The following is a 21,785-nucleotide window of genomic DNA, read 5'->3' as shown; positions in this document are numbered from 1 at the left end:
TTTGGATTTGAGAGCAGTTTCAGTTTTGTATTCTATGTTGAAAACAATTTTTTGAATCGTTCTTAATGATTAAACAGAAACGCCGGACTGTTAATCAAAGCCCAGGTCAGGTCCTGAGCCGCAATCAGACGGTGATGTTTGAGCTGTTCGGCACTTAACTGCACATCACTTCGCAGTCGTGTGAGTGTCCGGTCAACCGGTTTGAGTTCCTGCATTTCCTGCAGATGCTTACGGTATTGCACCAGAACCGGGTCGGTCGCGCGTGGCTGTTTACTCTCGGCAACTGCTTTTAACATCGACTGCAACTGACTGTCGGCTTTGCTGTAATATTCCTGCAGTTTCTTTTTCTCGGCAGCATTTCGTTTATCGACCGCCTTCGCCAGAATATTCTGAATATCCTGGGGATGTTTATCGAGGGTGGTTGGTCCGATGCCGTCCGTGATAGACAGACGGAAACGGCCAATCGAATGCGTATTGCTGTTGAACTCCTGCTTCATGACAAATGTCAAAATCATTCCCTGATCATCAGCGGGGACCGGCGACTGGATATCGAAACTGGCGACATGTGGTTTTCCAATCTGTGGTGAGACTGCCCAGCCATTTCCCTGCGGAGCAAGCTTGCCATCAATGGCCGTCGCAATTGAGTACCCATTCTGACTGAAATCAGCCTGAGCGTTCAACAACTTGAGCTTTGTTTTCTGATCCGGTTTTGATTTCGGAGCCGCGTAGACTTCGAATTCAGTCAATACAAAGTTCCCATCTGTCGAACGACCGGGACCTTTCCTGGGAAACGAATCATCGATCAATACTTCCAGCCGGACTGCCGAAAGATTTTTCAGACTGGTTTCTGTGACGATTTCATAATCACCTTTACCATTTTTCCCCTTCGCCAGCAGGGACAGATCTTTCTGTGGTTCCAGAGTTGCTTCATTCGTCGCTTTCGCGGTTACAGGCTTGATGGGAGTCCAGTGGGTCCCTTTTGCTTCCTGTTTTTCCCAGGCAGCGATCTTGTCCTGAATCGAACTCTGGTAGGCGGACAATGCTTTCTGCAGCTTCGCTGTGCGTGCCTGTTGTTCCTTATTGAGGAAGGCTTCGCGTGGCGCAATCGCTTTCTCAAACTCAGACAGCTTCTGTTGTGCTGACTGAATATTCTGTACGCGCTGATCTTCCTGCTGAATCACTTCCGGCTTCAATCCTTTTTCATAGGCCGCCAGACGCTTTTTCAATGTCTCATGTTCGCTCTGAATCTGCTGTTGAATGAGCTTGACACCTGCCTGTGTCTCCTCGGGAGAAGCAGGGCGGTTCAATACACGTAAGAAGATAGAGTTAATCAGAGACGAATCATCTTTTTCAGTCTGCACCAGTTTGTTCAAAGCGTTATTGGGATCACTAATGGCATTTCCCACGGTGGGCCCACTGATCAACGCCATAACCGGTCCCAGTTCCACGCTGGAAGACCGCTCACACTCACAAGGACTTTCGCGTTGTGCACGCCCGAACTTTGCCAGGAAGTCACTTTTCAATTCAAAGCCGACGTCGGGCAGTTCAGCTGCACGGGTACCGGCCGGAACTCCAGGGATATTGGACTGTGAACCCGTGACACGGCACAAGGCATCATACAAGACTTCTGCCGGCAGACGCCGCGCTTTTGCATGCGAATAGTTAATGCTGTCATCTTCATTCCACTCGTTGGATTCGATGGATAACTGATAAGTACGCGACTGACAGACCACGCGCATCATATGCCTGATATCAAAATCATGTTCAAGAAAATCAGCCGTTAATCGATCCAGTAATTCCGGATTCGAAGGCGGATTACCCGCCCGGATATCATCAATCGGTTCGATCAGACCGGTCCCCGTCAGATAACCCCAGATGCGGTTCGCATAAGCTTTGGCAAAGTACTGATTGTCACGGGAGGTGATCCAGCGGGCCAGTTTTTCACGCCGGGTCAGTTCTTCTTTTTTCTTCTCACCCATTTTGAATTTGGCAGGGTAGGGGAATTCCGGCGGTGTTTTCGCTCCGGTTCGTTCGTGGATCATTTCTCCTTCGTTTTTATCATACACAACCTCAAACAGCGGCTTACGGCCTTCGACAGCGGTTCCGCCAATCGTGCGTCCTTTACTTTCCGGGGCATTCTTCAAATCATACTGAGCGAAGAAAGCGGACGTTTCGTAATATTGATCCTGAGTCCAGCGTTCAAAGGGATGATCGTGGCACTTATTGCAGTTGAAACGAATTGAGAGAAACAGGTGTGTCGTATTTTCCATCGTATCTTCAGGCGTACGATGGATTTTGAAATACGAAGCAGCCGGTACTTCTTTATTAGATCCCGAAGCGGACAGAATGTTGTAGACAAACTTGTCGTAAGGCACATTCTCAGCGACGGATTTGCGGATCCAGTCGTGGAACAGTTGAGAACCTTCTGTCCCCAGGTACTTGCGATTGACCTGCAGCAGGTCAGCCCATTTATTGGTCCAGTGTTCCACATATTCCTGACTTGCCAGTAAGCGGTCAATCAACTCATTGCGTTTCGTACGCGACTCGCGTTTGTCGGCGAGAAACGCTTTGACATCATCAATTGTGGGCGGTAATCCTGTCAGATCGATATAAATCCGGCGGATAAACTCAGCATCAGAACACAACTCAGAAGGCAGGGTCTTTGTTTTTTTGAGTTTCTGGTCAACCAGCTCGTCGATATAGTTGTAGACAGGCTGTTGTTTCCAGGCGAATTCAGAGCGATCTCCCATGACGGTGACAGTCGTAGCCGCATACTTACCCTGATAACGGGCGAGCAGGGGGGCTTCCCCGCGGCGAAGTGCTTCTGCTATTCCGCCATGATGCATTTTGGCAATTTCAATGTTACTGCAGTCAATAAAAGCATCGGAAGTCACATCGCGAATCTCACCATTATCATAAGTTGCCAGAACCCGGAACTGCTGCAGCAGTCCTGCGCGAGGCACAACCGGATTTTCGGGCACGACTTTGATGCTGGCAACACGGGCCGCATCTCGCTGGAGCGGGGTGCCCTCTTTAATCCATGACGAAACAATCTCGTAATGGGCATTACCGGCCAGTGCCACCTGGCCTCCCTTGTGAGGAACTTCCGCAATCGCTTTCAGCAGAATCAGACTCTGCTCCGGAGCCGCCAGATTCACGCGCCGCGATTTAAGATCGTCTGTGAAAGCACGCAGGTCAAACAGATCATCGGTGCCTCGCAAAGAGAGCTTAAATCCATCTTTCCCCTTATTGGCACCGTGACACAATCCGGAATTACAACCCATTTTTGTAAAAGCCGGCGCCACGTCCCGCCAGTAATCAGGACTGTAGCTGGCAGGAAAATCCGCCACCCTGATTTTGGCTGTTGCCTGCTGACCGTGTAGACTGAACTGAACTTCCGCAGTACCGGGTTTTAATGCCCGTACCAGCCCGCGGGGTGAGACATAAATCGTGTCTTTCTCCTTGAGTGACTTCTGCACCAGTCGCGTCAAATCCGTCTTAGCACCGGATTTGGTATACCCTGTCACCAGGAACTGAATCGTGTCATATTTCTGGGCAATCGTGGCTTCAGCAGGTTGTACTTCCAGTTTCACCAGTGGATCAGAATTGCTGAATGATTCTTCGGGAAGTTTTTTCTCGTTTAAATCGACAACAACGAGTTTGTTTAACTCGTTTTGTGGAACTTTACTGCTGTTTGTCGGCTTGGCAGCGACAAGAGTCCCGGCCTGCTGTAACGGAACAGGTACAAAGGATTTCTTCAACTTTCCTGTTTTTGCTTCATACAGACGCACCTGACCATCCTGGCCGGCGGTCGCGATAACTTCACCAGCTGGATGGTAGCAGACGGTATACAGGCCCGATTCCGGCACTTTCACTTCACTGACGACTTTGACCCCTTTATTGCGATTTTCCTCAACCCGTTTCTTATCTTCTGCCGAACGTGATGCCACACGCTCAGAAAGAATTTTGACCAGATCTTCCGGAAACTTGGATGCGATCTCAAAATCAAAGACTTTCAGTTCGCCAGTATGGTTCAGGCTGCTGACAGCGACCAGTTGCTTACCGTCCGGATGAATATCGACACCGAAGATCCGTCCTTTCAGAGCAGGGAACTGGCGCACCAGGTTTGCATCATCTCCGATGACCCGCTTCGACTGCCGGAAAACGTGATACAGTTTTGGCACACCATCCGCACCGCCGACCAGCACAGTATCCTGTGTAGGATGCCGATCGATGGCAGCCAGTCCTCCGGTCAGGGCTTTGGGTGTAATTGAAGTAATATTATCGATAAACCGCTGGGTTTTCAGCTCGGTCAGTTTAGTCGTGCGATCGCGGCTGACTGATATCAGATGGCTGCCATCCGTGGAAAAAACAGTATCCAGTACCCAGTCGTAATGGGCATTCTGGTACAGGACTTCTTTTCCTGTTTCCACCTCAATGACGCGGACCGTATTGTCACTGCAGCCAAATGCCAGCAGTTTTCCATCGGGAGACCAGCTGGCACCATACAGGGTATCGTAGGTGACCGGAATCGACTTCTTGAGCGTTTTGGTCGCCAGATCCCAGATCTGAACCTCTCCCCGTTCCGCGGGAGTCCCGCCTGTGACGGCCAGAGATTTTCCATCCGGGGAAAACTGCACCGATTCAATGCGTTGTGACTTTCCAATCAAACGGGCCAGAATCTGATCTCCGTCGGCAGCATGCAGGATCACTTCATGGAACCCGGCGACTGCCAGTATTTTTCCGTCAGGCGAATAAGCCAGCGAGGTGATGACCGGGGGAGAAGAATAGGTCGGCGGGTGTTCCTGATTAAAACGATACTCCACCTTTGCCGGTGAGTCATTGCGGGCCCCCTGCTGGATCCATAATCGGACCAGATTAATCTGATCCTGAGATAGAGGCGTTTTTGCTTTCGGCATTTCTGCTTCATTGCCATGGGGGGTAATCAGTTGAACCAGGTAACTTTCATCCGGTTTTCCGGGCACAATCGCTCTGGTTTGACTTTCTCCCCCTTTAAGAAAATGGGAGAACTCGGTAACGACATATTCCCCTTCGGGATTTCTTGGATGGTGGCAACCGGCACACTGCGCCTGAAGTATTGGTCGGACCTGCTGATAAAAGCTGACTTGTTTTTCAGCGGCCACAGTTTTCGCAGTAAACAGGCCGGAAACAGAACTGGCGCAGAGCACAACTGTGAAAGTTGCAATGGTACGGATCTTGTCGCAGGACATGAACCTCAACCCCCTTGTGGCAAACCTAAGTTAAAATAACTCTGGTGATGAGAAGACAGTTTCTTCTCATTGCCCCTTATTGATTTTGAGAGGGCTCATTATTTCAGAGCGAAAATCAACCAGGGTGAGAGTAGTGGAAGGATAAGTTTAACTCCGATTGATCCTCAATCAGAAACTTAATATTCGACTGCTTTGATATCTAGTATTATGAATACATCCTAATTCCTCGTCGATGAGAATTTCCCGTTTTTCAAAAAAATTTAAAAGATTTCCCACTCAGGGTCTGCCGCTGAGGACCTTTCATAAGGTTATTTATGAACTACCGCTTACAATAAAAAAAGGGGTGACCGTTCCCAGTCACCCCTCTCACTCAGGTAGAAAATCAACCCAAGCAGGCACGAATCATAACAAATTCGTTCACTTAATAATCGCTTTCCGGATCCGCCAGTAATTTCGCTGGAGGCACATTGGCGGCAATCTTGCCGAAGGCAGTCAGTAACTGTGACTTCATGTCTTCGATCGTTGCACCACCGGGAGCATCAATACAGATCCCATTGCACGCTTTGGCCATGGCCTGCATCAAGCTGCGATCTGCCCCTTCACCTACGGTCATGGTGTGAACCGTATACCCCAGCTTTGCTGCTTCCACAGCTTGCCAGAATGCATACTGTTTGTGCCGATCATTCGTTGAATAGTCAGACTGACCATCGTCATCGAAATCGGTCACATCATCCCAGTCCCAGCTACCTGGCAGTGACCAGCCTGAAGGCGAACGGTTTGCATTACCGTCGGTCATCACCAGAATCGTAGGTCGCGCACCAGCACGGCCATGGGACTGCAATAATTCTCTTGCATCTTTAATCCCATAACCCATACCAGTGTAAGGAGCATAGTGAGAAGCCTGCTTGTGTCTCTGGATGGAATCGATATCAGAGTATCGATTCGTGATGAGTTCATCTCCCAGATCAACAGACTCGGAAATCCCCTGTTCATTTAAAACAGATTGAATACGTGATGTATCATCATAAGTGACCAGACCAATATGATCGCCGAACTCCAGACCGCTGAGGAATTCGGTAAACAACGTCACCCCTTCTTTCATCGCATTGAATGGATAAATGGGAGCCCGCCACAGATCTTCAGACTGGCTGTTCAACTTGCGTTGTTCAATCAGGTATCCCATCAAAGTGCGGTACCCATATTTTTTGCGGTAACCATAATTATTGACAGTGCCGTCCGACCGAACCCATTTGATATAGTTTTTCCACAGATTCTTATTTGTGTTGCCAGAAGGCTCTCCGTTCAGATTACCATAATAATTTTTACCTTCCTGTGGAAAGGGGTATTTTAAATTACCACTGGAATCTTCTTCATCCAGATCCAGAGCCCTGTAAATATAATCGTCGTTAGTGGAACTGATATAAGTCCCGACTTCCGAATTTATTCTACCATAGCCCGTTGCGGGAAACTTCAGTTTACCGCTATCAGAATAAGTTGCGCCGGAGTCAACCAGTGTCTCCCAGATATCATCCAGGTTGGCTTCCACCGCCGATTTTCCCAGACGATAGGAAGACATCGCATCAAATTCACTGTCGTAGCTCATTGAACCTGAATAATCGAGAACAAGCACAATGTCGCGGGCTTCAATAAACGCGATTGCGGAAGTCGTTACCGCGGCAGTTTTCTCACTCATAAAGCCGGCAAAGAACAACTGCAGGCGAGAATCCGGCTGTCCCTCGGTAGCATTATCTTTACGGGCCGTGACTTTCACCACATTATAAGGCTTGGCATTTTCGCCCCAGACCATATGAAAGGTTCCGCCGCTGTCCTGGTAACGTTTACCGAACTCGACATCGGTTTCAGGATCAATGTAGACCCCGTTTAACCGTGCGACTTTCTCAGCAACAGCCCTGGCAGTGTCGATGGCAATGGAATTCGCATCCTGCACATCGCCGCTGACATTGTCGCTGCCTCCAATACCGTCAGCCGTTGTCTGTACGGCATCCGTAATCTGCTGAGCCGCAGCCAGCGCTGCCGCTTCAACGGCATTACGCATTCTTGTCTTGGTCATTGTGATCACGGCGATGTCGATACCGAACGCCATGAAGCCCATGGTTGCGACGAGGAATGGTGCTGCCATAACCATGAACGCACCGCGACGACTCTGGTCGTGCGGGGAACTGGTCTCCTCATCTTTCAGTTGTTGAAGTTGTCTCATGTTTTCCCCCTCTTGTACTCTGAAATAGAGCCACAGACACTAAAGTAAATTTTTTGTTTCCAGCTCGCATCACATTTAACCAAATCATCTCCCGATCAATTCTACTCGGCCCTAATGGTCCTGGAGACGCTACAGTAAAACGGGACGCAGTCTAGTTGACGATCTTAGTCGTACCGTTATTCATAATCAGATCCCAGACAGGATCGCCACTCATTGGTTTGGCCATTGAACCTTCCAGGTTCATAATATCGGACAACTTGGAATTCGAAGCGCCTTCAGGAATCTCAATCCCTATTCGAAATAACCGGTTTCGGTTGTCGGAATTACTTAAATCAAAATCTGTTCCCGTGCTGGGAGGATTCGGCATGGGATCCAAAGGCACCCCGTTTTCATCTTCCGCATGCGTGATGGAGATAATCAGATTGGTTTCATCATTTTCGACACCGGAGGCACGCAGGAAATTGCGGACATCCAGAATAATTTTGTCATTCAGAGTCTTGCCAGCGGGGAGTTTTAAACCGGCATCCATCGAAGCCAGGCGACCTGCCTGGGCAAGGGCTGCGTCCATGACCGTCGTAGTGTGAACAGCTTTGCGTACCGCCACCATTCCCAGCAGTAACGCCAGGAAGACGGGCGCAATTAATGCGAATTCAACCGCCGCAACGCCGCGACGGTTCTCCGTTGAAATGACTGACTGCATACTCTGTTTTCGCATGACTTGCATAAGTGTGCTCCTGCAGGCGGTTGCTTGCCGAAATAAGTAATATTATTTTCTGTCTGATTACTCGTGACGTCTGACGGAATGGCCGGATAAAACCATGCTGTCTTCTTTGGCCGCGGCCTCTGCGGCTTCGACCGGATCCACGAAAAACGAGCTCAGTAATCGAACATCTTTGTACGGCACTTCAACGCGTACCAGAAATAACTGCGCTTTCTGCGCATTGGCTAATTCGAGATCGGGCAGTGTCTTGTAATTAATTTGCGATACATCGACGCCCGGGGTGTCAAACTGACTGGCATCTTTGACCATCACTTCAGCCAGATCGGCATCGAAGACGGTATTCAGCAGGGCTTTGACTTTGGTTTCCACCTGCGCGGTTGTCACTTCTTCACACCGCCCCAGCTTGGCACCTTCCTGTGTCGCTTCCTGGATAATATTAGAAATCATGTAGGCATAGCCGAATTCAAAAATGGCATACACAAACACAAGAAATACTGGAGTCACGAATGCCAGTTCCACCAGGGCCAGGCCGGAACGTCTGGCTTTCTGTTTTTGATTCAATGCCACTCGGCTGTGCCGCTTAAACATTTTTTTTCTCTTGAAAATAGTTACGAATGTCCCTCCATGGTCATATCTGTTTAAATCTGCTGAAGCGCAGTCGGCCGGGAGAACTGTTCAAGAGGGGCTGGTATCGTCCAATAAAACAATAGCTCAGAATTTGTCTGCTGCAGGTCTTTTCTGCAAATTATTCAGAATTAATTTCCTGTTGAAAAAATGCATCAGGTCCCCATAATGCAACTTGATCCAACAGGCCACTGTAGATAATAAACAGCATTTTTCGTGCTGTTGATCGTGATATTTGTTAATTTCTTGTGCCAGATAGACTGATAACAAGGCCCTTCAATTGAAATTCATGTTGCATTAGCGATACACTGTCTGCAGTCGTGCCAGCTGGTTACATGAAATCAATAAAACAAGATATGTTTTGGCAGAAATAAATTATGGGTAAAAAGGCATCGTCAACAATCAAGGCAGGCTCAAACATCCAGGTGAAAGACGGGATCTGTGTCCCTGAATTTCCAGAAATCTGCTGTGCAGGCTGGACAGGTATGGTTGTCGAAGTGCGTGGTAAGAAGGTTTCTGAACGAACCTATATCCTCGAATGGGATGACGAAACTGAACAGAAAATGCCAGCAGCTTATAAATCTCAGTGTGAAGAACAGGGGCTGTTCTTCAAAATGGCCTGTCTGCCCGGCGATGCATTATCGCTGCTGGAAGATTAGAGACGCACATCGTCCCTGCGAATGAATACAGATCCATGGTCTGTCTGAAGTTCTGCTGCGATCTCTGACAGGGGCTTTCCCACACCGGGGACACAATACCCCGGAGCCAGTTCCGCCAGTGGCACCGCCAGGAAAATGCGGCTGCTGATGTCCGGGTCAGGAACACGGCGATGAGCTACCTGCAACTGCTCTTCATTAAAAAGTACCAGATCGATATCGATCGTACGCGGTCCATTTTTATTCAGGGGGTCTCGCACGCGCAGCAGCCGGGCCTCAATCCCCGGGATCACTTCATCCCAAATCTGCTGAGCATCACAGGCGGTTTCTAACAAAACAGCCGCATTTAAAAAATCGGCCTGATTGGTATCTCCCACGGGTTGACTCTGCCAGACAGAAGATTTCCGGATGATTGCTCCACAGCTTGTCAGCAGCCGGACTGCCTGGGGAAGATGGAACTCTGCACGAATATTACTGCCTAATGCCAGATAAACCTGATTCATTTCAGACTCCTGAAACATCCTCACGCGTTCTGACAACTGTCACTCCGACGGAGCGGGCAAAACGCAGGGCACCGGGTTTTTCTATCTGCACCTGAACTGACTGAACTTTGTGATCCCGCAAACAGATCCGCGCCACCTCATCCGCCATTTTTTCCACCAGTTGAAAATGAGAGTTTTCTACCAGCTCAATGATCTCCTTGGTGATCGTTCGATAATTCACGGCATCGTTAATATCATCAGACCGGCCCGCTGTTTTCAAGTCGACGAGCATGTTGATATTAATCAGCACATCCTGTTTTTTCTCTCGCTCTTCATCGTTGATGCCGATGATCGTGCGTAACAACAAGTCGGAAATATGAATTTGATCAGGCATATTATTAAGCGTAGTTTAAAATGGGGCAGACTTAAGTTTAAGAACAGCTACAATGATAGAATTACTATAGTCTTAATCCCTCCGATTGCACAGCGAAGAATTCCTGACTTCTGGCAGGAACACATTGATTATCTGCATTCGCCACGACAAAGGGGTTCCCGAATAGAAAGAACAACAATATGAACCGCACTCCCGTTACAAGACGTCACTGGCTGAAACAGACCCTGCTTCAATCAATGGGGCTCGCTGCTGTCGGACAACTGCATCTGACATCCTCACTGGCAGCTCCCTCACAGTCCTCTCAGAACCCGCCGGTAATTTTACTCAGATCAGGCTGGCAAACCGTTAATATCGGTGATATCGGACACTCTCCCGGCATTTTAAAACTTCTGGAAGTGTATGCGCCCGAATTTGAAATCATTCTCTGGCCCAACAGTGTCGATCGCGGCGTGGAACCGATGCTTAAAAAACGTTTTCCTAAACTGAAAATTGTTAAAGGACGTCTGAACCGGAACGGGAAGCTGGATTCCCGGGAGTTACAACAGGCATTTGAAAAGGCTGATTTCTTTCTGCATGGCTCAGGCCCCAGTGTGGTCTCACGGCGGGAACTGGCATTCTGGAAACAGCAGACCGGTAAACCGTATGGCATTTACGGTGTCACTGTCTCCGAGATCAATCCCGAGCTGCATGAACTGCTCTCGGGAGCCGATTTCATTTTCACCCGTGAAACACATTCACTGAAGAACCTCAAAGATGCCAAGGTGACGTCAGCACATCAGGATTTTGCCCCTGACGCGACCTTTGCGATTGACCTGACCGATGACAAAAAGGCATCCGCTTTTCAACAGAAACATCAGCTGGAACCGGGCAACTATTTATGTGCTGTCCCACGGTTACGCTATACACCTTACCACAAAATCCACAAATCCAGCCGCTGGACCAAAGAAAAAATTGCGGAAGTGGAATCGGTCAACAAGCAATACCAGGAGCAGGATCATGCCAAACTGCGGGCGGCCATTATTGAATGGGTCCGGACCAGCGGTCAGAAAGCAGTCGTCTGTCCCGAAATGACCTATCAGACAGAAATTATAAACCCCCTGGTCATTGATCCGCTGCCTGCGGATGTCAAATCCAAAGTCGTGGCCCACGATGAATACTGGCTGCCTGATGAAGCCGGTTCTTTGTATCGCGATGCCGCTGCTGTGGTGAGCATGGAATGCCATTCTCCCATCATCGCCTGTGCTTTTGGTACCCCCGGGCTGTATGTCAGACAGCCCACCGATACGATCAAAGGGCAAATGTGGTACGATATCGGTTTAAAAGACTGGACATTCGAAATTGATGAAGTCAACGAACAGCAGATTGCTGAGCGGGTCATTCAGATTTACAACGAAAAATCCCAGGCAGACAACAAGCTGCAAGAAGTGATGCAGTCGATCGAGAAGCGGCAACAGAATACAATGCAGATCCTGAAGCAGGCTGTGCTGAAGGCTCATTCCTCATGATCTGATTCCAAATCGGTGGAAATCATCCCAGACCGCCTGTGAGCTGTTCTCCACCGGCAACCGTCAACACTTCACCTGTCACAAAATCAGACCGTAACAGGTAAAGCAGGGTGTTGCAGATTTCAGCAGGGCTTCCCGCTCGCTTCAGAGGTACCTTCTGCGCCCGCTGTTCCAGGTACGACAGGTCTTCTCCTGGTGGGGGTAGAATGGCTCCCGGGGCGATGGCATTGACCTGGATCGCAGGTGCCAGCTCCAGCGCCAGACATTCCGTGAGCGTAACCAGACCCGCTTTAGAGATCCGGTAGGCCAGATGTTCTTTCCCGGCCCGTTGTGCCCGCCAGTCCACAATATTCACAATCTGACCGGTCTGCCTCGGCGGGAGTAGTTTTGCAAACCGCTGGCAGAGAAAAAAAGGAGACTTCAGGTTGATGTCCAGATGGGAATCCCAGTCGGCCTCGGTGGTATCTGTAAGACTTTTATTTTCAAAGACAGAGGCGTTGTTGATCAGAATGTCAACTTTGCCGAACTCGGTCATCGCCGCTTCAAAAATGACAGCCGCGGCAGTCTCGGGATCCGAGAGATTCGCTGAAACACGAGTCGCATTACGTCCCCGCTCACGGATCTCATTGCATGTCTGCTCTGCCGCCGCTTGTGAAAGGTGATAATGAATACAGACATCCACCCCGGCATCTGCCAATGTCAGCGCCATCGCGCGGCCGATTCGTACCGCTGAGCCCGTAATGACTGCCACTTTGCCTTCCAGATTCAATGTAAACTCCCTCCCATGGAAACTAAACGGTGCCCGGTTTTACTGTCGCGTCTCCAGGATCAGGTGGGCCAGGTAAATTAGTCCGACAGACGCTATCGTCAAATGTGAAACGCTCAAAAATAAAAAGCCCCAGTCATCAAACCGGGGCTGATACGAGAACGACCAGAGATGTTTCGCTTAATCTATAGCGGAAACGGCTTCTTTGACAACCGGGGTTCTTCCAAACGCCCGTTCAATTTTGCCAATCAGAATCTGCTTTGTGAAGTCAGATTTCAGAATATAGTCACTGGCTCCATGATTAAAAGCCTGGATAATTGCAGTAGTGGAGCGGTTTGACGTCATCACCAGCACTTCCACACCCCGAGTGAGGGGAGACTCTTTGATGTATTTGACGGATTCCGCATGATTTCCATCAGCACCATCCAGGTCGAGTAAAATCAGGTCGGGAGAATTCAAGGCGGCGTCAATAAACGCTTCTTCAATCGAAGACGCGGTTTCGACTTTATAACGTTCGTGCAGCAGACCTTTGAATAAAGCACGGTTCATTTCGTCCTGATCGATGACAATCAGACGTTTCCTGTCTGTCATTTCGTGTTCGAAATCAATAATCTCGCCCAACTGTCCTACAAAGCCAAAATAGACGGCAAGGGGACCGATCCCCGTCTGAAAGAGTCCGCAGCGGGAACCAGCTTCCGGCGGATAGAGTGTATCAATCTGTTCCGTTTCAATGACAGTGGGGTGGCCGAGCTGGAATCCCATATGATCAACCGCTTTTTTAGCCTGGCCGGCAATCATATTTGATAGCTCACACGCAAAATCGGTCAGGACGTGTTCATCGTCTGCCAGTTCTTCATCAATCAGCACAGACACAGCACGCGAAACCAGTTCACGAGGGAGATTTACCACCACGATCCCTTTGCCGGGACCATTTACTTCAATTGCTGAACTCCTGTCAAAGCGCGGTGCTTCATCGACTTCGACAACCTTTTCCAGCTCGGCTGTCGTGCCGACAAAATATTTGAATACATCAATCACAGAATTAGTAACCGGATCTGAAAACCGCCTGGTCAATGTTTCTGTTGTATGTGTAGCAGGAATAAGTGACATAACTGAGTCCGTATTTAACAAATAGTTGTATCTGATGAAATCACTCCGCGGAAGCAGAAACAGCTCCCACTCTGGTTTGTGATCTTCAGAATATATTTTGTTTTAATGATAAGTTCTTAAACTATATGTCAGAAATGCCGTTCCGCAGTCAGTGACTGCAGTTGGGACAGGGCTCTCATTGTGCAAATGAACTCAAAATTGCTAAAATCAGAATGACCTGCTAGTTGTTCGAACAGACTGACCAGCACATAGTCAGTGACGCAAAGCACGTAACCTCCTTTTTACCAGCAGATAAAGCAAACGTACTCACAATCTGTCTTCAGGCGACGAAAGAATCATCAAATGAAATACCAGTTTTCTTTTTTTCGTGTTTTTTTCATCTCCTTTATTGGAATGCATTTATGTCAACCGACATTTGAAGCGTTTGCCTCCACAAATCCGGAAGTGAAATCTGAGTGGTCAGGCAGACAGGATACCTGGCATGGCTTTCAAAGAAATCATTTTCAGATCGAAGACCGCAAGTGTTATGTGGTCATCCCCCCAAAAGTCGCTCCAGGGAAACCCTGGGTCTGGCGTGCCCGGTTTCCTGACTTCCACTACGAGATGGATCTCGAACTGCTCAAACAGGGCTTTCACATAGCCTACCTTGATGTCGCCAATCTGTTCGGCTCCCCCCAGGCAATTTCATACGGAAACAAATTCTATGAAGAACTGACCAAACAACACGGATTTCAGAAGAAGGTCGCTCTGGAAGGAGTCAGTCGCGGCGGATTGTTCATTTATAACTGGGCACTCGCGAATCCGGAAAAAGTCAGTTGTATCTACGCAGACACTCCTGTCTGCGATTTTAAAAGCTGGCCAGGCGGGAAAGGAACCAGTGCCGGCTCCGAATCCAGTTGGCAGGCATGTCTGAAAGCCTACAAAATGACGGAAGCAGAAGCCCTCGAGTACAAAGACAATCCAGTTGACCGTATTAAGCTTATCGCCGCGGCCGGAATTCCTGTCCTGCACATCATCTCGGAAAATGACCAGGTTGTGCCGCCAGCCGAAAACACGCGATTAATGTTCAGCCGTGTCCCGGATAAGTTTCGACACAATAATTTCAAAATCATTTCGGTCAAAACTGGTACGGAAAAATCAAAGGGTCACCACTTCACGCATCCGCATCCCGAACAGGTTGTGACCTTTATTAGAGAGAATACACTGCAGAAAGACACAAACCGCTCCTCTGAATAATTTTGCGGGATCGCCTAAAAAACCAAATCGAACACTTTCCTTTGCTTATTAAATCGAAAACAATGGAGTCAGGCACGGAAGCTCTCTACAGTGCATCACATTTAACCGTAGCGGCTCTCAATCAAATAGACTCGGTCTAAATGGCGCTGGAGACGCTACAGTAAAACTGGACACAGTCGAAACAGAATCAAACCAGATACTTATTGAATTGAGTGATCCCCGTGTCTTCCCACCAGGCCACCCCACAAACTGGCATCCAGCGCCGCAGACGGCTCGACAGCCTCCGTCGTTCTGCTGGCATGACAATGCTCTGTTTGCTGTATGTGATCACCAGCACGGGAATGCTGCCTCAACTGCAGCCCGGAAAAGGGTGCCATTGTGCAGAGCAGTCAACATCCAGCAATGACTGTTGTTGCATCAATAAAACGGCTTCCGGTGACTCCAGGGAAGGGGCTTCCTGTTGTACGGCCCGCAGACAGAAACCGGGAAGTTGCTGTAACGCGAAAAAGACAGAGCCCCTCAAAAGTCAGAAGGAGTCACCACTTCTGCAGTTATTGCGTGCCTGTGGATGTGGCGATTCCTCTGAGAATGCGTTAGCTGTGGCATTCCCTCGAAACCTGCATTCTGGCCCGGCTCTGCTAAACCCAACTGACCTGCAGTCAATTTTGACATTCATTGATGTCCTCCCTGTTACCATGACATTCACACCGGACACACCTCCGCCGCGCGTCTGAGCGTCTCCCACGCCTCTTCGAAGTTTGCAGTTCCACTTCGATTTTCAAGAATCGGATTGGATGTGTCTGCAATCTGTCTCCTTCCCTGTATCGGTGACGCCCGAAATGCTCGGCCACCGCCTCATGAAACATAACAGGTAAACTGAAATGAAACAAAAAACATCCCTTTATCGACGTACAACTCGTGGCTTTACCCTGATCGAACTCCTGGTTGTGATTGCCATTATCGCAATTCTGATTGCCCTGCTGCTCCCCGCTGTTCAGCAGGCCCGCGAAGCAGCCAGGCGGTCAACCTGCAAAAACAGCCTGAAACAGATCGGGGTCGCCTTACATAACTACCATGACTCTCATCAGTCCTTCCCTCCGGGCTACATCGCCAGAAATGTCACGAGCACAGCGGACAGCACCACAGAAACCGGCACCGGTTTCGCCTGGGGAGTGATGCTGCTGCCCTTCATTGATCAGGCACCGCTTTATAATCAGCTCAATCTCAATCTGGACAGCACCGTCAGCCCGAACATCGGACTTGCCACATCTGCAATCCTGATCTTTCGCTGTCCCAGCGATACAAATCAGGGCGTGTTTTCTGTCTCAGATGGCTCCAATACCTACAGCCTTTCTTCAGCAAACTACGCCGGGATCTATGGCTATGGCAGCCTGACTGATGCTCCTGGAAATCCCACCGTAAAGGGCATCCTGTACCGGAACAGCAATGTTAAAATGCGCGACATTACCGATGGCACCTCGAATACCATTGTCGTTGGTGAGCGATCTCATCAGCACCAGTTTGTAGGTGCCGCCTCAGTCATTCAGGCCGATACAACCTGGTACGCAGCGATTCCTAACGCCACGCGTCCCGCTGGCATGACCATGGCCTCCATGACCGAGGGTCCTGCTTCACTCGTTCTGGGACACGTCGGGCAGGGGGGCATGATGACCATGCACCACCCGCCCAACACAACCAACCATATTGCCAACTTCTCCAGTAAGCACGAGGGGGGAGCTCACTTCCTGCTTGGAGATGGCGCGGTCCGATTTCTGAGCGAGAACATGAACTATGAAACCTTCCGGTATCTGGGAACCATCAATGACGGGAACGTCATCGGCGAGTTTTAGGACAGCCCCAAATCCCTGAGGAAACGATCTGAAAACTGCCCCGCGCTGACCAGTCAGTTGCGGGGCGGTTTCTTAACAGGGCCTGCATGCACCACTTATCACATTCCAGGCTCCCGGTCTTGCAGGGGAAACAGTACCATCGCCGGAACCATTTCACCGGGTAGTCCCTGCGCATGGACAGGATATTCCCAGCCTTTCAAACCGGTCGAAACCAGAGCCGCGTCCCTCCTGCGAAACCCGAACGCCTGCCAGTAGTTGCCGCCGCGGGCTCAAGGCCGGGAAACTGTTTTTCGATTTTTGTAAATTCCGCGCAATTTCGTCAATTTATTTCTTGTATTTTATTCTTCAATAACATAATAATCTCGCACTTTAAAAATTGCGTACCGATATAGGCATTACGATTCGAAATTGTCTCGAACATTTCATCAAAATCGGATGCCTGTTTTTTTCAGGCACCTCTAGTGGAGGGTTTATGAGTTGCATAAAGGAAGACATCTTCTCATTGATTGTCGTAATGTCTCGCGGGACATTTGTCTAAACGACCAACTGGTTCTTGAAGCCATGGCGCGTGGTGCTACCCGCGCTGGTGCAACTGTGATTTCACAGGTTAGATATCACTTCGGTCATAATTCAGCACCGGGCTTCACCGCTATGTGCCTTCTTGATGAAAGCCACTGTTCAGCACACTGCTACGCAGACCTCGGCTTAATCGCTCTGGACGTCTTCACCTGTGGTGATACCGACCCGAATGACGTATTACGTTATATTCGGGAAGAAATTGACCTGGGTGATGTCAGTATTCTGGAGATGCCCCGCTTCCCCATTCCGAATGGGAAACCTGCCTTACAGGAAGCGGCCAGCTACCCTTGCGAAGCTGATCAGGTCGTCGCTCTATAAATTCTCAACATTTCCAGACTCTACCCGGAAACCACCAGAACTGCCTACAGTTCTCGCTCGTGACGTGGTAGATTAAATCTGTTGTTGAATTCTTGTCATAACTACCGCATTCAGGTAAGTGTGCTCGGAAGTCTTTACAGTCGACGAGCGCACTTGCCATGCGATATGACAGGGAAAGTACGTTTGCTAATTGAGATCTATCAGGGAAAGCAGAACATGAGTGGAGAACGAGAGTTCCACGACGGTCGAGGCGACGGATTAAAGCCTTTGAAAAGCCTGGACCTGTCCAGTGTCAACTCCTTCGCCGAGTTGCTACAGGCAATGTCCGAAACCGCCTTTTCAGGCAGAAAACTGGGGGTCGCCTATGATATCCTGCTGGAAATGTCGAAAGACACCAACTGCAAAGTCGTACTGACCCTTTCTGGTGCCATGACCGTTGCCAAGCAGGGCAGTATCATCTGCGACATGATCGACCGCGGTCTGGTCCATGCCGTTGTCGCTACCGGGGCCCTCATTGCCCACGGCCTGACAGAATCGATTGGCCTGGTCCATTACCAGTACAACCCCAACGATTCAGACGAAACACTCTACAAAAAAGGCTACAACCGTATCTATGACACGCTGGAAATGGAATCCAATCTGAATAACGTCGAGCGGCTCGTCCGTTCCGTACTCAGGGAATCCAAACCGGAAGACGGTGTCTGGTCTTCCGCCCGTCTGTGTCGCGCGCTCGGGCAGAGGCTCTCGGAAGTCGACGAAGGTCGTGGTATTCTCCGCAGCGCCTACGAACAGAACGTGCCCGTTTTTATCCCTGCGTTTACCGACAGTGAAATTGGTCTTGATGTCGCCACCTGGGCCATGTCTGAACATATCGCGCAATCCGGTAAATCAGCTGAAGAACTCGATCAGGCTGAAATCCTGACCGCACTCCCCAGCTTCAACCCGTTTATCGACCTGCAGGAATACGCCGGTCTGATGCGTGACGCAGTGACCCTGGGAATCTTTACCGTCGGTGGTGGCGTTCCACGTAACTGGGCGCAACAGGTTGCTCCCTACTATGAAATTGCCAACTACCGACTTGGCACCGAATGGAAAGAACCCCGTTTCAAATACGGCATTCGCATTTGTCCCGAACCCGTTCACTGGGGAGGCCTGTCAGGCTGCACCTACTCGGAAGGGGTCAGCTGGGGGAAATTCATCTCTCCCCAGGAGGGGGGACGCTTCGCGGAAGTCTATTCCGATGCGACCGTGGTCCTGCCTCTGCTGATGAAAGCCGTCTTTGAAAAACTGGACGAAACCAGCTGAACGCGGGTGGATTTTCCAGGCTCTGCATTAAACAGTCTCGTCAGTCACTTCTGTTTCGGTGACTGACGGGGATCCTGCTGCAGATAGCGAGCTATCCCCAACCCCAGTTGTTGACCGACAGTCATGTAACCGTTCGTGTTACTGTGCGGCGTATTCCAGCATGTTTCCAGCGTAATTCCAATCACATGTTCGCGCGTCGCGCTCCGCACCCAGTTACTGGAAATCTCTTTCCAGCGTTTGTCATATTTGGGACCGGTCGAGGGCGTACTCCGATCCAGTTTCAAAGGCTCTCGCATCTCCTCGCGGCAGACTGCGATAAATGCATCCTGCAGCGCTTTACGCCGCTCCGTATTGAGCTCCGGAGGAGCAATATAAAAGTAAGGCTGCTTCGAGTTCGGTCCCGGATTATGCAGATCCATAAACATTACCAGCCGGTTCTGCTGATCGAGCTGCTTCAGAGATTTCATCGCCGCTTGAACCGCATTCCAGCGCGGATGTTCTGACCAGTCCCGATTATGATCGTGCGGTACCTGATTCTTACCGCCATTCCCGGTCGCTACGTTATCGATATCCATGATGGGGATATAGTAAATATCCGCTTTTTCCCTGAGAGCAACTGCCTGCGGATGATCACTCACGGCCCACTCGATAAAGCCGCGGCCCACCCAGCTGCCACCAGATTCCCAGGCATGCTGCCGTGCCTGTACCCAGACAGCCAGCCGTGAGTTATCCTTCTCACCGACGGGCGAAACAACCAAAGCAGGAACACGGCGCCCCGCGCGGGTCTTACATAACTCAAATTCCGTCACATTGGCATGTTTCTGGCTCAGTCTTTTGACCAGTTGTTCTGCATCAGTGGGAACAAAAGGTGGTCCCCAGGCAAACCAGACGACTTTCGCATCCGGTTTCACTTTCCACTCGCAGTTCTCTCCCTGTTTTTTCCCCGGTCGTGTCTGTGCCCAGCGTCGTTGATCGGTACTGAATGCCGCTTGCTCAGGTAGCGCCCATGAGGCTGACAACTTCTGGCCATTCGCCTGTTTCAGTTGACTGGCATCGACGGTCACCGTAAGCTCTTCCCCAGGCGTGACTCCCGTCACCTGGAAGTACCACCAGCAGGGCCAGCCAAATTGAGGATCACCGGCGGGACGAATCAAAATCGTGCGCTGCTTCTGGTCGACCTGTATGACTTCCGCAGAGCCTCCCGGAAAATCAGAGGAAACCACCAGATCCTCAGCTGAGGCTTCAGAACCGATAAGAAACATCGACAACACCCACAACAGAATGAAGCTGTATAGTCTTGTCATCGTTTCTCCCCGACTGGCTTATTTCAGGATTCCCTCAGCAACTTTACCTTGTCCCGGCTCCACAAGAGCCACCGGTTGTGCATTATGCTCAAAATGTAATTCGTTCGCCTTCAGACCAAACTGGTGCAGCAATGTCGCATGAAAATCATGCTGAGTGACAACATCTTCGACAGCCCGGTGACCAAAATCATCCGTGGCTCCATGGATGTGCCCTTCTTTAACACCACCGCCAGCCATCCAGATACTGAAACCTTCCGTATTGTGATCGCGGCCCGGTTTTTTGCCCGCCCCGCGATCCTGCACGACAGGCAGACGCCCCATTTCACCGCCCCATTGTACCATCGTCGAATCCAGTAAACCACGCTGTTTCAGGTCAGTCACCAGGGCTGCACATGGTTTATCACAGGTTTTACAACGGGCTTCCAGAGCCGCAAAAATGTTCTCGTGCATGTCCCAGGCGTAATTCCAGATCTGCACGAATCGTACACCACGTTCCACAAATCGACGGGCCAGCATGCAGGCATCCGCGAACTCTTTGGTTACCGCATCATCGGCTCCATACATCTGGTGGGTTGCTTGCGTCTCTTTGGTCAGATCCAGTGCTTCGGTCGCCGCGGTCTGCATCCGGGCTGCCAGTTCGTAACTCGCAATTCGAGCGGAGAGATCGTCTTCACCGGGATGTCGCTCCAGATGAATCTGGTTCAGCTCCTTGAGCAGATCCAGCTGATTACTCTGCGGCTTTCCACGGAGTTGTGAAATCGGATTCAGATTAGCAATCCGTGGTTCCGATTTACTGACGACTGTTCCCTGATAAAGTGATGGTAACTGCCGACTGTCCCAATAGGGAGAACCAACCGGATTGCGAGGAATCGTAATCGCGACGAATGCCGGCAGATCCTGTGTCTCCGCTCCCAGACCATAGGTCACCCAGCTCCCCAGGGAAGGCCAGCCTTCGCGACCGCGGCCCGTTGTCATCGCCCGCATCCCCGCCACATGGTTTCGAATGTTGGGCAACTGCATGGAACGAATCAACGTCACATCATCGACAATCTCGCCGAAGTGAGGCAGCAGGGCGGTATTGATTTCCATCCCCGATTCGCCACATTTTTCAAACGTGTCAGGAGACGGCATGATGATGGACGTCGCCTGACCGGCGTTGTCATATTTAATACCATCGCCGGGAAAACGTTTGCCCGCATATTCATCCAGCGTCGGCTTGCGGTCAAACAGATCCAGATGACTGGGGCCACCACCACAGAAAATCGAAATCATCGATTTTGCCCGCGCGGGATGACTCGTTTTCTTCGGCTTCAGATCATACGTTATTTCCTCAAGCGCCGGTTTTTCCGGTGCCCCCAGCAACTGGTCCTCTTTTAACAATGTCGCCAATGCCAGCGAAGAAACGCCGAATGCACTCTGCGCAAGAAAATGACGGCGGGAACCGTTTGAATAATCATGACTGTTCTGAAACACAATGCACTCCCTT

17 protein-coding genes are annotated in these 21,785 nt (G+C 50.1%); 7 read left to right on the top strand and 10 right to left on the bottom strand.

From position 1 onward, the window contains the following. Positions 1-62 precede the first annotated feature (62 nt). From GmarT_RS13730 to GmarT_RS13715, 4 genes are all read right to left on the bottom strand, one after another. On the bottom strand, positions 63-5,231 hold the full coding sequence (locus GmarT_RS13730; protein WP_002686243.1) for a DUF1549 domain-containing protein: 5,169 nt from the start codon (positions 5,229-5,231) through the stop codon (positions 63-65). A gap of 421 nt (positions 5,232-5,652) precedes the next feature. After that, a complete protein-coding gene (locus GmarT_RS13725; protein ID WP_002686244.1) occupies positions 5,653-7,449 on the bottom strand; it encodes a pilus assembly protein TadG-related protein in 1,797 nt (598 codons plus the stop codon). Between the two features lie 151 nt (positions 7,450-7,600). Then, on the bottom strand, positions 7,601-8,173 hold the full coding sequence (locus GmarT_RS13720; RefSeq protein WP_002686245.1) for a TadE/TadG family type IV pilus assembly protein: 573 nt from the start codon (positions 8,171-8,173) through the stop codon (positions 7,601-7,603). A 57-nt stretch (positions 8,174-8,230) separates the two neighbouring features. Continuing rightward, a complete protein-coding gene (locus GmarT_RS13715) occupies positions 8,231-8,758 on the bottom strand; it encodes a TadE/TadG family type IV pilus assembly protein (RefSeq protein WP_002686246.1) in 528 nt (175 codons plus the stop codon). A 413-nt stretch (positions 8,759-9,171) separates the two neighbouring features. Between GmarT_RS13715 and GmarT_RS13710 the strand changes: the two genes are divergently transcribed. Continuing rightward, positions 9,172-9,453, top strand: coding sequence for a hypothetical protein (locus GmarT_RS13710; RefSeq protein ID WP_002686248.1), 282 nt, complete (start codon positions 9,172-9,174; stop codon positions 9,451-9,453). Here GmarT_RS13710 and folK read toward each other — a convergent pair. Together folK and folB are read right to left on the bottom strand one after the other, a co-directional pair. After that, complete coding sequence (gene folK / locus GmarT_RS13705; RefSeq protein ID WP_044238237.1) at positions 9,450-9,953, bottom strand: 2-amino-4-hydroxy-6-hydroxymethyldihydropteridine diphosphokinase; 504 nt, start codon at positions 9,951-9,953, stop codon at positions 9,450-9,452. The genes GmarT_RS13710 and folK overlap by 4 nt on opposite strands. A gap of 1 nt (position 9,954) precedes the next feature. Next, entirely contained in the window at positions 9,955-10,326 is a 372-nt protein-coding gene (gene folB / locus GmarT_RS13700) for a dihydroneopterin aldolase (protein ID WP_002686250.1), read from the bottom strand. A 179-nt stretch (positions 10,327-10,505) separates the two neighbouring features. On the opposite strand from folB, the gene GmarT_RS13695 reads away from it, so the two are divergent. Continuing rightward, positions 10,506-11,831: a polysaccharide pyruvyl transferase family protein gene (locus tag GmarT_RS13695; protein ID WP_002686251.1), complete on the top strand. Its 1,326-nt coding sequence runs from the start codon at positions 10,506-10,508 to the stop codon at positions 11,829-11,831. A 22-nt stretch (positions 11,832-11,853) separates the two neighbouring features. On the opposite strand, the gene GmarT_RS13690 is transcribed toward GmarT_RS13695, so the two are convergent. Then, positions 11,854-12,582, bottom strand: coding sequence for an SDR family oxidoreductase (locus GmarT_RS13690; RefSeq protein ID WP_149302853.1), 729 nt, complete (start codon positions 12,580-12,582; stop codon positions 11,854-11,856). Positions 12,583-12,777: 195 nt separating this feature from the next. Further along, entirely contained in the window at positions 12,778-13,707 is a 930-nt protein-coding gene (locus GmarT_RS13685) for a chemotaxis protein CheX (protein WP_044238239.1), read from the bottom strand. 342 nt (positions 13,708-14,049) lie between these two features. On the opposite strand from GmarT_RS13685, the gene GmarT_RS13680 reads away from it, so the two are divergent. The 5 genes from GmarT_RS13680 to GmarT_RS13660 all read left to right on the top strand — a co-directional run bounded on the left by GmarT_RS13680 (position 14,050) and on the right by GmarT_RS13660 (position 18,995). Further along, positions 14,050-14,943, top strand: coding sequence for an alpha/beta hydrolase family protein (locus GmarT_RS13680; protein WP_002686254.1), 894 nt, complete (start codon positions 14,050-14,052; stop codon positions 14,941-14,943). Between the two features lie 221 nt (positions 14,944-15,164). After that, positions 15,165-15,677: a hypothetical protein gene (locus GmarT_RS13675; protein ID WP_149302851.1), complete on the top strand. Its 513-nt coding sequence runs from the start codon at positions 15,165-15,167 to the stop codon at positions 15,675-15,677. A gap of 147 nt (positions 15,678-15,824) precedes the next feature. Continuing rightward, on the top strand, positions 15,825-16,793 hold the full coding sequence (locus tag GmarT_RS13670; RefSeq protein ID WP_002686256.1) for a DUF1559 domain-containing protein: 969 nt from the start codon (positions 15,825-15,827) through the stop codon (positions 16,791-16,793). A gap of 477 nt (positions 16,794-17,270) precedes the next feature. Beyond that, positions 17,271-17,690: an adenosylmethionine decarboxylase gene (gene speD, locus GmarT_RS13665; RefSeq protein ID WP_081459519.1), complete on the top strand. Its 420-nt coding sequence runs from the start codon at positions 17,271-17,273 to the stop codon at positions 17,688-17,690. Between the two features lie 216 nt (positions 17,691-17,906). Continuing rightward, positions 17,907-18,995, top strand: coding sequence for a deoxyhypusine synthase family protein (locus tag GmarT_RS13660; RefSeq protein ID WP_002686259.1), 1,089 nt, complete (start codon positions 17,907-17,909; stop codon positions 18,993-18,995). A gap of 44 nt (positions 18,996-19,039) precedes the next feature. Here GmarT_RS13660 and GmarT_RS13655 read toward each other — a convergent pair whose 3' ends face one another. Further along, entirely contained in the window at positions 19,040-20,299 is a 1,260-nt protein-coding gene (locus GmarT_RS13655) for a M14-type cytosolic carboxypeptidase (RefSeq protein WP_081459520.1), read from the bottom strand. A gap of 18 nt (positions 20,300-20,317) precedes the next feature. Beyond that, positions 20,318-21,772, bottom strand: coding sequence for a DUF1501 domain-containing protein (locus GmarT_RS13650; RefSeq protein ID WP_002686261.1), 1,455 nt, complete (start codon positions 21,770-21,772; stop codon positions 20,318-20,320). Positions 21,773-21,785: the final 13 nt, after the last annotated feature.

The organism is Gimesia maris, assembly GCF_008298035.1.
In the GTDB taxonomy this organism is placed as follows: domain Bacteria; phylum Planctomycetota; class Planctomycetia; order Planctomycetales; family Planctomycetaceae; genus Gimesia; species Gimesia maris.
The sequence above is the reverse complement of the archived record's forward strand: the minus strand, read 5'-3'. Positions and strand labels throughout refer to the sequence as shown.

Coding starts and splice junctions, on each gene's coding strand:
- GmarT_RS13730 (WP_002686243.1), bottom strand. CDS start 5,231: ATGTCCTGCGACAAGATCCGTACCATTGCAACTTTCACAGTTGTGCTC.
- GmarT_RS13725 (WP_002686244.1), bottom strand. CDS start 7,449: ATGAGACAACTTCAACAACTGAAAGATGAGGAGACCAGTTCCCCGCAC.
- GmarT_RS13720 (WP_002686245.1), bottom strand. CDS start 8,173: ATGCAAGTCATGCGAAAACAGAGTATGCAGTCAGTCATTTCAACGGAG.
- GmarT_RS13715 (WP_002686246.1), bottom strand. CDS start 8,758: ATGTTTAAGCGGCACAGCCGAGTGGCATTGAATCAAAAACAGAAAGCC.
- GmarT_RS13710 (WP_002686248.1), top strand. CDS start 9,172: ATGGGTAAAAAGGCATCGTCAACAATCAAGGCAGGCTCAAACATCCAG.
- folK (WP_044238237.1), bottom strand. CDS start 9,953: ATGAATCAGGTTTATCTGGCATTAGGCAGTAATATTCGTGCAGAGTTC.
- folB (WP_002686250.1), bottom strand. CDS start 10,326: ATGCCTGATCAAATTCATATTTCCGACTTGTTGTTACGCACGATCATC.
- GmarT_RS13695 (WP_002686251.1), top strand. CDS start 10,506: ATGAACCGCACTCCCGTTACAAGACGTCACTGGCTGAAACAGACCCTG.
- GmarT_RS13685 (WP_044238239.1), bottom strand. CDS start 13,707: ATGTCACTTATTCCTGCTACACATACAACAGAAACATTGACCAGGCGG.
- GmarT_RS13680 (WP_002686254.1), top strand. CDS start 14,050: ATGAAATACCAGTTTTCTTTTTTTCGTGTTTTTTTCATCTCCTTTATT.
- GmarT_RS13670 (WP_002686256.1), top strand. CDS start 15,825: ATGAAACAAAAAACATCCCTTTATCGACGTACAACTCGTGGCTTTACC.
- GmarT_RS13660 (WP_002686259.1), top strand. CDS start 17,907: ATGAGTGGAGAACGAGAGTTCCACGACGGTCGAGGCGACGGATTAAAG.
- GmarT_RS13655 (WP_081459520.1), bottom strand. CDS start 20,299: ATGACAAGACTATACAGCTTCATTCTGTTGTGGGTGTTGTCGATGTTT.